Origin of the sequence: Mesorhizobium amorphae (assembly GCF_014843845.1) — a bacterium.
GTDB lineage: Bacteria > Pseudomonadota > Alphaproteobacteria > Rhizobiales > Rhizobiaceae > Mesorhizobium > Mesorhizobium amorphae_A.
Map to the genome: position 1 here is coordinate 1 of NZ_JHQS01000039.1, position 12,671 is coordinate 12,671.

Sequence of the window (12,671 nt, forward strand, 5' to 3'; positions counted from 1 at the left end):
TGGCGAGGGCGGCCGCGCAGGCAATCGGATTGGCGGTGTAGGAGCTCGAATGAAAGAAGGTCTTCTTCCGGTCCTCGGAATAGTGAGCCTGGAATATGGCGTCGGTGGCAAGCGTTGCCGCCAGCGGGATGGCACCGCCTGTCAAGCCTTTCGAGGTGCACAGGATATCCGGAGAGATGGACGCCTGCTCGCAGGCGAACATGGTCCCGGTGCGCCCCCAGCCGGTCATCACCTCGTCGGCGATCAGGAGCGTGCCGGAGGCATCGGCAATCTTCTTCAATTCGGCCAGAACCCAGGCCGGATACATCAGCATGCCGCCGGCGCCAAGCACCAGCGGCTCGACAATCAGCGCGGCGGCGCGCCGGTCGCGGCTGACGGCCTCGAACCGATCGAGCGTCTCCTGCTCGTGTCCCGTGGACGGGAAGGGGATGGTGTCGACCTCGAACAGCAGGGGCTCGTAGGCGGCGTTGAACACACCGCGGGCACCGACGCTCATCGTGCCGATCGTGTCGCCATGATAGCTGTGCTCCATGACGACGATGCGCGAGCGCGGTGGGCCGGTGTTGCGGAAATAGCCGAGCGCCATCTTCAGCGCGACTTCGACGCAGGTCGAGCCGCTGTCGGAATAGAACACCCAGTCGAGTCCAGAGGGAGCGAGGCCGACAAGCGCCTTGGCCAGGCTTTCGGCCGGCTCGTGCGTGAAGCCCGCGAAGATGATCTGGTCGAGGTTCGCCGTGGTCGTCTCGATGGCCTTCATGATGCGGGGATGGCGGTGGCCATGGGTAACGACCCACCAGGAAGAGATGGCGTCCAGGATGCGCGTGCCGTCGGCCTTATTAAGGTAGGCGCCTTCCGTCCGGACGATTTCGGGGATCGCCGGCTCGAGCGCATGCTGTGTGAACGGATGCCAGACTTGAGACTGCGACATCATCCGCCTCCGGCAATCGAGGCAAGGTCAAAGCCGGCAACCATCGCGTCCCTCAGCGTTTCGTTCGTCAGCGGATCGAGGAGTGGGAGCCTGCCGAGCTGCGGCACGCCGCTGAATTCCACGATTGTCCGTTGCGTATCGGCCACCTCGTCGCCAATGAAGGCGAGGCCAATGAGCGGAATTGAGCGGGCCCGCAGGGCCTCGATCGACAGCAGGGTGTGGTTGATCGTGCCGAGCGCGGTGCGAGCGCACAGGATGACCGGCAGCTGCCATTGCGCGAATATGTCGATGAACTTTGTCTGCCGGTTGAGCGGCACCATCAGGCCGCCGGCGCCTTCGATGACGAGCGGTGTCGGCAGGACCGGAAATGAAAGATAGGCAGCCTCGATCGACTTGCCATCGAGTTCGGCCGAGCGATGCGGCGACAGCGGGCTCTTCAAGCGGTAGGCTTCCGGCAGCACGCGCCCTGGCGGCAGGTCGGCAAGCCGTTCCACAACCTCGCTGTCGGTTTCGCCGTCGAGGCCCGATTGCACCGGCTTCCAGTAGAAACCGTCGAGGAGGCCGGCGAGCCCGGCCGAAAACACCGTCTTGCCGATTCCGGTATCCGTTCCGGTGACGACGATACGCTCAGTCATGTTGACGCTAACACCTCGACGAGGGCCTCGACCATGGCGGAAATGTCGGCTTCGTCGACGTTGAGCGTCAGCGAAATGCGCAGCCGCGACGTGCCCTCGGGCACCGTCGGCGGACGTATGCCGCGTATGTCGAAACCGCGAGCCTGCAATGACGCCGCCACCGCCATGGTGCGCCTGTTCTCGCCGATGACGAAGGGCTGGATCTGCGAGCCGCTCGGCATCAGGCCGCGCTCGGCCAATTGGCGGCCCGCAAAGGCGACGCGTTCCTGCAGTTGAATGCGGCGCATGGGCTCGTCGGACAGTATGGCGAGCGCTTCGCGCACCGCGACTGCCATCAGCGGCGATGGCGCAGTAGCGTAGATGAATGGCCGGCACCGGTTGACGAGATAGTCGCACAGTAGTCCCGGCCCGGTGACCAGCGCACCCGACGCGCCGAGCGCCTTGCCGCATGTGTGAAGCGCGACAATGTTGTCGCGACCCTCGAAAGCAGCTGCAAGGCCGCGGCCGTCCGGTCCCCAGACGCCGGTGGCATGCGCCTCGTCGACGACGATGAATGCCTCGTGCCGATCGGCAAGCGCGACCAGGCTCTCCATCGGCGCGCGGTCGCCATCCATGCTGTAGAGGCTTTCGACCACGATCCAGACGCGTCCCGTGCCGCCTTCGGCGCGCCAGCGCGTGATCGCATCCTCGACGGCATTCATGTCGTTGTGCGCGGCCAGCACGAACTGGGCGCGTCCGGCCTGTGCCCCCTCATGCATGCTGGCATGAGCGAGTTCGTCGAGGACCAGCAGGTCGCCCTTCTGCGGCAGCGCGGTCAGAAGGGCGAAGTTGGCGATGTAGCCGCTGCCGAAGAACAGCGCGCGGTCGGCTCCAAAGAACGTCGCCGCGTCTGCCTCCAGGGCCTCGTGTTCCGGCGTGTTGCCGCGCAACAGCCGCGATCCGGTGGCGCCAACCGGTGTGCCGCGCGCAATCGCCGCCGCAACCGCGTCGCCAAGTCTTTTGGAGGCGGCAAGCCCGAGATAATCGTTCGACGAGAAGTCGAGCCCGGCGCACGGTGACAGCGTCCGTAGCCGGTCCCTGCGCGCCAGCCCCAGCAAGGTCGCGTCATAGCGGGCAAGCGGTGCCCCGCTCATTGCGCCTCAAGTTCCATCGGCTCGATGCCAAGGCGCCGGAACAAGAGGGTATCCTTGTCTTCGTCTGGATTGTCCGCGGTCAGCAGCGTGTCGCCGACGAAGATCGAGTTGGCGCCGGCAAAGAAACACAGCGCCTGCATCTCGTCGGTCATGGCGGTACGGCCGGCGGAAAGACGGACATGCGATTTCGGCATCATGATGCGTGCCAGCGCGATCACGCGCACGAATTCGATCGGCTCGATCGGCTTGGCGTCGGCAAGCGGGGTGCCGGCGATCGGGATCAGCATGTTGATCGGAACGCTTTCGGGATGTTCCGGCAGATTGGCCAGCGTCACCAGCATATCGATCCGGTCCACCGGCTCTTCGCCCATGCCGACAATGCCGCCGCAGCAGACCTTGATGCCGGATTGGCGTACCTGTTCGAGCGTATCGAGCCGGTCTGCAAAGCTGCGCGTGCTGATGATCTCGCTGTAGTAGCGTTCCGACGTATCGATGTTGTGGTTGTAATAGTCGAGACCAGCCTGTTTCAGACGAGCGGTCTGCTCAAGATCGAGCATGCCGAGGGTCATGCAGGTCTCCATGCCGAGTGCTTTCACGCCCTCGACCATGGCCACGACCGCATCCATGTCGCGCGCCTTGGGGTTTCGCCAGGCGGCACCCATACAATAGCGGGTGGCGCCGGCGTCGCGCGCCTTGGTCGCCTCGGCGATGACCCGCCTGACCTCCATCAGCTTCGACGCCTTCAGGCCCGTTTCGTGATGCGCCGACTGGCTGCAATAGCCGCAATCCTCCGGGCATCCGCCTGTCTTGATGCTGAGGAGGCGGCTGAGCTGGACCTTGTTGGGATCGAAATTCTCGCGGTGGACGGTTTGCGCCAGGAAGAGGAGATTGTTGAAAGGTGCGTCGTGGAGCGCGCGAGCCTTCTCCAAGGTCCACATCCCGCGATCAGCGCATTGCGCCCGTGGCATCGTCTTAGTCGGATTGGTGTCGTGCATGTCGTCCTGTTCTCAGTTCTTGGCTTGCCGTATCTTCGTCGTCCGATTCAGGCCGGTTGAATGTGTGTCGATCCTGACCGTTTGCTCGTGGGTTATCAGCGCGCTCGAAAATCAAGTCCGATATCGAGGATCGGCGCGCTATGGGTCAGCCAGCCGATGGAGATAAGATCGATGCCGGTGGCGGCGATGGCTGGCGCTGACGCGGCGGTGATCCTGCCCGATGCTTCGGTGATGGCTCGACCGGCGACCATCAGCACCGCCTCTCGCAATTGGTCAACCGACATGTTGTCAAGCAGGATGGCGTCGGGGGCGAGCGTCAGGGCCTCTTCCAACTGGGTCAGCGTATCGACCTCGACTTCGATCTTGACGAGATGACCTGCACTTGCTCGCGCGCGCTTGATGGCCGCACGGATCCCGCCGGCGATGGTGATGTGGTTGTCCTTGATCAGGATGGCGTCATCGAGGCCGAAGCGGTGATTGGCGCCCCCACCCGCGCGCACGGCGTATTTTTCGATAGCGCGCAAGCCGGGTGTCGTCTTGCGGGTGCAGACGATCTTCGCAGGGTGTTCGCGAACGGCTGCGACAATCGACGCGGTCGCGGTGGCAATGCCACTCAGATGGCATAAAAAATTGAGCGCGGTGCGTTCTGCGGTGAGAATGGTCCTGGCCGGGCCACTTACCGATGCGATGACCTCCCCTTCCACGACACTACTGCCGTCTGGCCGCTCCACCGAGATTTCAACATCGGGACTGATCAGGCGGAAGGCCAGAATGGCCAGATCGAGCCCCACAACAATCCCGCGCTGGCGCGCCGCCAGCACGGTTCTTGCATAGTGGTAGGGTGTTACAATGGCGTCCGTAGTTACGTCACCGGCTCTGCCGAGGTCTTCGAGAAGGGCTGCCCGCACCAGTGGTTCGAGCATAATGACGGGAAGGGGGCTGAGGTTCATGACGTGAGGCCTGCCAGCGCTGGAGAATTTGCGAGTTCCCGCGCTGCGCCTAAGGCCGCTTCGAGTGTGATTTCGGACCGTCTGGCAACGGGTGCCTGATGGGGAAAATCCGTCCGGTAGTGGGCGCCTCGGCTTTCCTCGCGCCGCAACGCTGCAATCGCGATCATCAGCCCAACGGCCGCCGGGTCCGCTGCTGCGTGCTTGCTTTCGGCTATCGGCAGCAAGGCCCGTATAGCTGCTTTCAAACCTGCACCATTCCGGACGATGCCGAGTGCGGGCGACAGGGAGGGACGCACGGGTATGGGATCAGGCGATGGGTAATCGCCTCCAAACGCAGGCTTTGTCCTGCGGGCAGGGGTTCCGGCCACGCTTTCCGCGACCCAGCGCGCGCACACGACCGCCTCAGTCAGGGAATTGCTGGCGAGCCTGTTGGCGCCATGCAGTCCGGTCGAGGCGACTTCGCCGCAGGCCCAGAGCCCCTTGACGGAGGTGCGGCCGGATCCGTCAACCGCCACTCCACCCATGTGGTAGTGTTGGGCGGGGCGAACGGGAATAAGGTCCCGCGCCGGATTGATGCCGGCTCCACGGCAGGCAGATGCGATTGTGGGGAACTGTCGCGCGAATTCCGAACCCGGCCGTCGCCGCGCGTCGAGGAAAACGCGGTGGCCGTTGGCCAGATGGTTCCATACGGCGCGCGCCAGGACATCGCGAGACGCAAGTTCCGCCCCTGGCACGCCCCCGAGAAAGGGCCGGCCGGTTTCGTCGATGAGGGCGGCACCTTCGCCGCGAACAGCCTCGCTGATGAGCGTCATCGGGCGTTCGGGCCCGTCAAGCGCGGTCGGGTGGAACTGGATGAACTCGAGGTCGGCAAGGACAGCTCCCGCGCGGGCCGCAAGCGCCAGGCCCTGTCCGCAACTGCCGGATGGATTGGTGGTGTCTAGAAATAGCCCGCCGATCCCACCGCTGGCGAGGACGACGCGCCGTGAGCCGAAGAAAACGGATCCTAGCGAACAGCTCGCCCAGACGCCGCGGATCGCATTGTCGCTCACCGCCAGCCGGCGCGCTTCCACGCCCTCCAGGACAACAATCGATGGAGTGGAACGCACGGCCGCGATCAGGGCACGCATGATCTCACGCCCGCTGCCGTCGCCATGCGCATGAACGATGCGACGCCGGCTATGCGCGGCCTCCAATCCGAGGCGCAGACACCCTTTCAGCGTCCGGTCGAAGGGGACCCCGAGGCCCGCAAGCCCCTCGATCGCAGCAGGCGCTGCCTTTAGGACGCGGTCCGCCATGTCTCTGTCGCAGAGCCCGTCCCCTGCGGTAAGCGTGTCGGCAAGGTGCAGCGCCGTATCATCGTCATTACCGAGGCTCGCGGCCAGACCGCCCTGTGCCCAGGTGCTCGACGTGTCGGCCCCCAGCAGGGTCCTGGACAGAAGAAGCACTGGCTCCGGCGCCAGATGAAGCGCGGTCATGAGCCCGGCGATGCCGCCGCCAATGATAATGGGCCGCCCGAAGAAGCTGCGGACATCGGCGCTCAAAGTGCCAGCATCCGTTCGACCGCAAGCCGCGCGCGCTGGGCGATTTCCGGCTCGATTGTCACGATATGGCGGTTCTGCTCCAGCGCCGCACGGATGTTGGCGAGTGTTATCCGCTTCATGTGCGGGCACAAATTGCAGGGCCGGATGAACTCGAGCTCCGGATGCTGGAGCGCGATATTGTCGCTCATCGAACATTCCGTCAGCAGCACTACGCGTGGCGGCTTTTGCAGCCCGACATAGTCGGACATGGCCGCGGTCGAACCGGAAAAGTCGGCCTCGGCCACCACTTCGGGCGGGCACTCGGGGTGAGCTAGCACCACGACGCCAGGATGTGCCTGACGCAATTCACGAACGTCGCAGGCAGTGAAGCGCTCGTGCACCTCACAATGGCCCTTCCAGGCCAGGATCTCGACATCCGTCTCGGCAGCGACGTTCTTGGCCAGATATTCATCCGGCAGCATGATCACCCGAGGAACACCCAGGGACTCCACCACAGCCCGCGCATTGCCCGATGTGCAGCAGATGTCGGACTCGGCTTTCACTTCCGCCGACGTGTTGACATAGGTGACAATCGGCACATTCGGAATGCGCTGACGCATTAGGCGCACGTCCTCGGCGGTAATCGAGTCGGCCAGGGAACAGCCTGCGTGCAAGTCGGGGATCAGCACCGTCTTTTGCGGATTGAGCAGCTTTGCCGTCTCGGCCATGAAATGCACGCCGGCAAGCACGATCACGTCCGCTTCGGTCGACATCGCCTTGCGGGCAAGCGCCAGGCTGTCGCCGACGATATCTGCGACACAGTGGAAGATCTCCGGCGTCTGGTAGTTGTGCGCCAGGATAACGGCGTTGCGCTCCCGCTTCAGCGCCAGAATTGCCTCGATATCGTCCAGAAAGATCGGCCATTCGATCGGGGGGATGACGCGCCGAACGCGGTCGTACAGGGACGCGCCCGAAGGCAAGACGGCGCTCATCGAGCCTCCAATTATAGTCTACATGATTATAAGACCTATATATTCGTTGTGACTATAAGCCATGTCAACCCCGGGTGAGCGGCAATTTTGTCCCGGCCACAGGCCTCTCGTCGAGGATGGCGTGGCGGAAGCGGTAGAGCTGCGCCGGCCGGCCACCGGTTTCGGCGGTCGTCTCCCCAGTCTTCTCAACCAGCTCTTGCTGCTCGATAAGCCGTCGAAAGTTCGGCTTGTTGATGAGCCTGCCGGAGAGCGCCTCCACGGTTCGCTGCAGCTGCAAAAGTGTGAAAACCGGCGGCATCAGCTCGAAGACGACGGGCCGGTATTTGATCTTGGAGCGCAGTCGCGCGATAGCGGTCGCCACGATGCGGCGGTGATCGGCGACCATGAACTTGCCGGCCACCAGCGGAGGCGGCGTCGCGTCCCGTCGGCTTCCGGCCTCTTGGACCAGGCCTGCTTCGTAGACCAACTCATAGCGTTGAAGCGTGAGTTCCTCGTTCCAATGGCGGTCGTCGAAGCCGAAGGCGATCGCCGCCCGCTGCCGGCGTTCGCGTCGCGTGGCGGCGTCGCTGGCGCCGTCTGCCCATTCAATCAGGCGCGGTCGCAGAACATCCAGAACCACCGGCGGCGTGCCGGAGCGGTGGTCCTCCCATGGAAAATATTCATACCAACTTTGCCAGCCGCACTGGGGCGAACCCGCGGCCTGTTCCTTGCGGGTCAATGCGAGATAGCTGATGGCGATGACGCGCTGCTGGCGCGCGGCGCCGACGCGGTCCCGGTCGGCGAAGGTGTAGAGTTGCTCAATGTACCCCAGCGGATGGCCGGTTTGCTGCTCCACCCACCCCCTCAAACCGGATTGCGGCGATCGGTGCTCAAGCGCAAATGGTCCGGAGGGCAGGGTGTCCGCCTGCCCGATGGTGAGGACACAGGGTTCACTGTCGTTTACGGCGACGACAACGGCGATCAGGTCCACTTTGACTTCGTCAGCCTTGATGGCGCCTTTGTCTTTCCTGGTTCCTGTTGCCTGATGGTCCATGTTCGCGAAAGTGGTTAGCCCAGTCTCGGGCGCCTTAATCGATTTAATGTAAGCGTGGCTGCCCGCACGTCAACACCGCAGTGCTGCACGGCCTTTTTTAGCTCTTCGCACTTGCACAAAAATGTGCCAAACGCGACGCCCGTCGGGGGTAACGCAAGGGAAGGAGGCACGGGGTGAGCGCAGCTGGAGATACAAACGCTATTACACCGCCGGATATTCGCTTGCTTAAGGGCCAGATTCCACTCGTATGCCTGACGGCATATACCACGCCGATCGCGAAGCTGGTTGATCGACACTGCGACATCGTCCTCGTCGGCGACGCCGCCGATGTGAGGGACCGGCGCTTTCCGGCGGCCGAACATGTCTACGCCGCCGCGTCGAGGGCCGGAGACGTCGCATGAGCGTGCCGATCGTTCGAACCGTTGCCGAGCTTCGGACTGTTGTGGCGGGATGGCGCCGCTCGGGCGCAAGTGTCGCAGTGGTGCCGACCATGGGGGCCTTGCATGAAGGACATCTGAGCCTCGTGCGTGCAGCGCTTCAGAAGGCTAATCGGGTCATCGTGACGTTGTTCGTCAACCCCAAGCAGTTCAACAGTGCCGCCGACCTTGCCGCCTATCCCAAGACGGAAACCCAAGATGCGGCAAAGCTCGCGTCGCTGGGCGCGCATCTTCTCTATGTGCCGGATGCAGAGGAGATGTATCCGCCGGGCTTCGCCACGACCGTTTCAGTCTCCGGCGTCAGTGAAGGCCTGTGCGGCGCGTTTCGGCCGGGCCATTTCGATGGCGTGGCGACCGTCGTTGCCAAACTCTTCTTGCAAACCGGCGCTGATTTCGCCTTTTTCGGCGAAAAGGATTTCCAGCAGCTTCAGCTTGTGAGGAACATGGTCCGAGACCTGGATATCCCAATCACCATTGTCCCCTGTCCGACAGTCCGCGAAGCCGATGGTCTCGCTCTATCGTCGCGCAATGCCCGGCTCTCGCCAGCCGAGCGCACCATTGCCCCGAAGCTACCATCGATCTTGCTCGAGACGGCTGATCGGCTTGCGCGCGGCGGTCCCCTCCCGGCAACACTTGCTGAGGCGCGCGCAGCAATTTTGTCTGCCGGCTATCGCGAGGTCGAATACCTGGAGCTTCGCGGCGAGGCAGATCTGCAACCGATGACAAACGTTGACCGACCGGCGCGCTTGCTTGTCGCGGCGTCGCTTGGCGACACACGGCTCATCGACAACGTCAGAACATCACCGGTTGGTTCAACATTAACGAGGTTGTCGGCGTTGAGCCACGCCCGCAAGCAGAGGTAGGAAAGCAATGGGGGCGATGAAGGCGACAACATCCTACCAGCTCTATCGGAGCGCGACCGTTTAAACCCAGGTCTCTGCCTGGCATCGAGCGACATTCACGGAGGTACGCGAAACGCACATGCATCGCGTGTTTGAGAACTTCGTCGAGCAACTCTCTGCAAGCGTTGATGCCGCCGATCTCAGTGAGGCAATGGCGTCCGCCGCCGCCGGCTTCGACTTTCCGCTCTTCGCCTATTTTACTTACCCGTCGGTCCCCGGCGATGCGCCGCGTTTGATCTCAAACTATCCTTCGCGCTGGACATCACGTTATCTGCAGCAACGGTACCACAGCCTTGATCCGGTGATCCTGCGCGGGCTGCAAGGCTGGGATACTTTTGATTGGGGCGTGGATCGCGCTCGGCAGCGTCTGCCGACGTCACAGCAACAAATTCTGGAGAGTGCAGCTCAGTTTGGCATCCGCGGCGGATTGACGATGTCCATGCACGATCATCGCGGCCGGTTTGCTGCGCTGACCTTTGCTTCCGACCAATCCCACCCGCCGCTTTTGCGGTCACTGACACGTTATGAAAAAGCATTGCAACTGGTGGCGATCAACTTTCACATCCATGTTCGGCGCCGGCTCGCCGACGATCGCGTGGTGGATGGTGTAACCCTCACTCCGCGAGAGTTCGAATGCCTGAAATGGACGGCGCACGGCAAGTCGGCCTGGGACGTCAGCCAGATCCTCGGCGTCTCGAAGCGCACGGTGACCTTCCATCTGGAAAACGCCAAGGCAAAACTTGGCGTGCGAACGGTCAACCAGGCCGTCGCGCGGCTGGCTGCGTCCGCTCAGGCGAGATCGTGATCTTCCCCCAAGATAGCTGTAAACGTCTACAGGCTGAATCACCGTCAGCTTTGCCCTTCGATGGCGGGAACACATCCCGCACGGAGGCGACCATGCTGCAGCTGCCTCGACTGCCGACATATGGGAGAGCAGTCGTTTCGCGCTCGCTCACCCTCCGTCAGCGCCCAAGGCAGCGGGCGGCTGGCCCAGGCAACTTGGTGGCGAATGCCGGTCTCCCGGATGGCGAACTTTATTGCGATCGCCGATACGCTGTACCGTCATGCCTCCAGCTTGCGGGGGTTCCGTTGATATCCATCATGTAGATGCGTTCTCATCAAAACAATCGATTTTACGCAGGGTGACCGGAATGAAAAAGGTCGCTCAGGAGGATCTCTCTATGCGCAAGCATAGAGCCTGAAGGGCCACGAGACGTCGTGTCGGCTGGTTAATCGCGACCGCCGACGCGGCGCAGTTGCCATGACGAAATAAAATGAGGGATATGTTTGTGCCGACTATACGCAACAGCATTTTTGCTATTATTTTTTGCTCTGCTACCGTGCTACCGACGTTAACGGCATCGGCAGAGACTATCTTCGGAACCCTATCTAAGGCCTATCAGAACAATTCTTCGCTGAATTCGACCCGCGCCGGCACACGCGTCACGGACGAGGGCGTGGCCATCGCCAAGTCGGGCTGGCGTCCGACCATCAAAGGCTCCGCGGACCTCGAGTATTCCAGCAGCCACCTCAACGGCTCGAACCGGAGCGTGCGCCTAACCACAGGTAACTTCGGCGTCGAAATCGATCAGACCCTGTTCGACGGTTTTCAGACCAGGAACAATGTCGCGGCCGCCGAAGCGCAGGTCGGCGCTTCGGTCGAGAGCTTACGCAACGCCGAACAAGACACCCTGTTCAACGCGGCCCAGGCCTATATGAACGTAATTCGCGACCGGCAAGTTGCCGTGCTGACGGAGCAGAATCTCCAGTCCCTGACCGAGCAGGCGCGTGATGCGCGTTCGCGCTTCGAGGTTGGTGAAGGCACCCGCACCGACATCGCGCAGGCCAATGCCCAGCGCGCCAACGCAGTGGCGAAGTTGAGTGCCGCCCGCGCGCGGGCGCTGGCAAGTGCGGCAACCTATCGCCAGATCGTCGGGGATGAGCCAGGGAAGCTCAGGCCGGCGGCGCCGGTGGCAAAATTGCTGCCGTCGAGCCTCGATGCGGCAATCGCGATCACATCAGCCGAGCATCCGGCCATCCTGGCCACCCAGCTTCTTGTTGACGCGGCGGCGTTTTCAATGAAATCGGCCGAAGGCGCGCAGCTGCCCCAGCTTTCCGCTAGCGCCGGCGTCTCGAGCGCTTATCGCAACACCGTGCCCGGCGTGATTACCACCGGAACGGAAGGCACAACCAATTCGGCCAGCATCGGGGCGACGCTGACCGTCCCCATTTATTCTGGTGGCCGCACTTCAGCACTGGTGCGCCAGTCCAAGGAATCGCTCAGCCAGGCTAGGATCAAGGTCGATGTCAGCCGCGACCAAGTGCGCCAAGCCGTGACCGCGGCATGGACTGCTTATACCGCCGCTCAGCAGAGCGTCGCGGCCAACCGGCAGGCGATCGCAGCCGCGCAGCTTGCCTTGAACGGCGTCATCGAGGAGCGCAATGTCGGCCAACGTACTACGCTCGACGTGTTGAACGCCCAGAACGACCTCATCACCGCCAAGATCAATGTTGCCAGCGCCGAGCACGACGTGGTGGTAGCGAGCTATGCCATCCTACAGGCGACCGGCCGTCTGTCGGTCGAGCGCCTTGGTCTGAAGGTGACAAAGTACAAGCCTGAAAAGCATTACAACGCGGTCAAGGACAAGTGGATTGGCCTGCGCACGCCGGACGGCCGCTAGCCGATCAACGCACGCTCTGCGAATGATCCCTCCTGGCCGGAGTCGAGTACGGCAAAGGCAGCTTCCGAGCCCACTTCGAGCATCATACGCCGTCCAGATTCGTAGCCCTAGTCTAGTAAGCGACCACTTGCGCCAAACGCGGAAGTTCATTGGTCTCCAACAATATCTGTTCCTTAAGCGAAGAAAGCACGAGATTCCTCAATCTTTCTGAGGCCTGTATCAGCTCTCGCACGGCGGCGAAACTCGTTCGCTTGAACATCAACCTCAAGGAAGACACGCGGCACGGGCCGCGTCCTTCCGTTGAGATCGCTTCCGGCATTTTCCCGTCCGCTTCCTTCGCTATCTCAGGGTGGGCTCCTCGCGGCCGCTTCGCTTCAAAAAAGTCGTCCGCTCCGGTCCTCCGCTGACGCTGCGGATTAGCGGATCCGGCCCGCGCCCATGACGGTTCGCCCTATCGCAGGAGAA

The 12,671-nt window shown here is 62.7% G+C and carries 11 protein-coding genes and 1 pseudogene; 4 read left to right on the top strand and 8 right to left on the bottom strand.

Annotated features, from left to right (window positions below):
- The 8 genes from DH08_RS16720 to DH08_RS16755 all read right to left on the bottom strand — a co-directional run.
- Positions 1 to 928, bottom strand: a 928-nt coding sequence (locus DH08_RS16720) for an adenosylmethionine--8-amino-7-oxononanoate transaminase (protein WP_192180348.1), incomplete at its 3' end; no start/stop codon positions are given.
- Positions 928 to 1,563 carry a dethiobiotin synthase gene (gene bioD / locus DH08_RS16725; RefSeq protein ID WP_192180349.1) on the bottom strand — a complete coding sequence of 212 codons (636 nt, stop codon included), beginning with the start codon at positions 1,561 to 1,563 and terminating at the stop codon, positions 928 to 930. The genes bioD and DH08_RS16720, both read right to left, overlap by 1 nt.
- A complete protein-coding gene (locus tag DH08_RS16730) occupies positions 1,560 to 2,696 on the bottom strand; it encodes an 8-amino-7-oxononanoate synthase (protein WP_192180350.1) in 1,137 nt (378 codons plus the stop codon). Before DH08_RS16730 ends, bioD begins: the two co-directional genes overlap by 4 nt.
- Entirely contained in the window at positions 2,693 to 3,634 is a 942-nt protein-coding gene (bioB, locus tag DH08_RS16735; RefSeq protein ID WP_246800895.1) for a biotin synthase BioB, read from the bottom strand. The genes DH08_RS16730 and bioB overlap by 4 nt, the downstream gene beginning before the upstream one ends.
- A 152-nt stretch (positions 3,635 to 3,786) precedes the next feature.
- Positions 3,787 to 4,641, bottom strand: coding sequence for a carboxylating nicotinate-nucleotide diphosphorylase (gene nadC, locus DH08_RS16740; protein ID WP_192180352.1), 855 nt, complete (start codon positions 4,639 to 4,641; stop codon positions 3,787 to 3,789).
- Positions 4,638 to 6,182 (bottom strand): L-aspartate oxidase, encoded by a 1,545-nt coding sequence (locus DH08_RS16745; RefSeq protein ID WP_192180353.1) that lies wholly within the window; start codon positions 6,180 to 6,182, stop codon positions 4,638 to 4,640. Before DH08_RS16745 ends, nadC begins: the two co-directional genes overlap by 4 nt.
- On the bottom strand, positions 6,179 to 7,153 hold the full coding sequence (nadA, locus tag DH08_RS16750; RefSeq protein WP_192180354.1) for a quinolinate synthase NadA: 975 nt from the start codon (positions 7,151 to 7,153) through the stop codon (positions 6,179 to 6,181). The genes DH08_RS16745 and nadA overlap by 4 nt, the downstream gene beginning before the upstream one ends.
- A gap of 64 nt (positions 7,154 to 7,217) precedes the next feature.
- The gene (locus DH08_RS16755; protein WP_192180355.1) at positions 7,218 to 8,186 is read right to left on the bottom strand and encodes an NUDIX hydrolase; all 969 of its coding nucleotides are present in this window, start codon (positions 8,184 to 8,186) and stop codon (positions 7,218 to 7,220) included.
- Positions 8,187 to 8,359: 173 nt separating this feature from the next.
- Here DH08_RS16755 and DH08_RS16760 point away from each other — a divergent pair.
- The 4 genes and pseudogenes from DH08_RS16760 to DH08_RS16775 all read left to right on the top strand — a co-directional run.
- A pseudogene (locus DH08_RS16760) lies at positions 8,360 to 8,509 on the top strand (3-methyl-2-oxobutanoate hydroxymethyltransferase); the annotation flags it as partial.
- A gap of 74 nt (positions 8,510 to 8,583) precedes the next feature.
- Complete coding sequence (panC, locus tag DH08_RS16765; protein WP_192180356.1) at positions 8,584 to 9,486, top strand: pantoate--beta-alanine ligase; 903 nt, start codon at positions 8,584 to 8,586, stop codon at positions 9,484 to 9,486.
- Between the two features lie 118 nt (positions 9,487 to 9,604).
- Positions 9,605 to 10,330, top strand: coding sequence for a LuxR family transcriptional regulator (locus DH08_RS16770; protein ID WP_192180357.1), 726 nt, complete (start codon positions 9,605 to 9,607; stop codon positions 10,328 to 10,330).
- Positions 10,331 to 10,814: 484 nt separating this feature from the next.
- Entirely contained in the window at positions 10,815 to 12,206 is a 1,392-nt protein-coding gene (locus tag DH08_RS16775; protein ID WP_192180386.1) for a TolC family outer membrane protein, read from the top strand.
- Positions 12,207 to 12,671 lie beyond the last annotated feature (465 nt).

What these genes read in the sequence shown, in the direction of transcription:
- nadA (WP_192180354.1), bottom strand. Translation starts at nt 7,153, where the DNA reads ATGAGCGCCGTCTTGCCTTCGGGCGCGTCCCTGTACGACCGCGTTCGG.
- DH08_RS16770 (WP_192180357.1), top strand. Translation starts at nt 9,605, where the DNA reads ATGCATCGCGTGTTTGAGAACTTCGTCGAGCAACTCTCTGCAAGCGTT.
- nadC (WP_192180352.1), bottom strand. Translation starts at nt 4,641, where the DNA reads ATGAACCTCAGCCCCCTTCCCGTCATTATGCTCGAACCACTGGTGCGG.
- panC (WP_192180356.1), top strand. Translation starts at nt 8,584, where the DNA reads ATGAGCGTGCCGATCGTTCGAACCGTTGCCGAGCTTCGGACTGTTGTG.
- bioD (WP_192180349.1), bottom strand. Translation starts at nt 1,563, where the DNA reads ATGACTGAGCGTATCGTCGTCACCGGAACGGATACCGGAATCGGCAAG.
- DH08_RS16730 (WP_192180350.1), bottom strand. Translation starts at nt 2,696, where the DNA reads ATGAGCGGGGCACCGCTTGCCCGCTATGACGCGACCTTGCTGGGGCTG.
- bioB (WP_246800895.1), bottom strand. Translation starts at nt 3,634, where the DNA reads ATGTGGACCTTGGAGAAGGCTCGCGCGCTCCACGACGCACCTTTCAAC.
- DH08_RS16755 (WP_192180355.1), bottom strand. Translation starts at nt 8,186, where the DNA reads ATGGACCATCAGGCAACAGGAACCAGGAAAGACAAAGGCGCCATCAAG.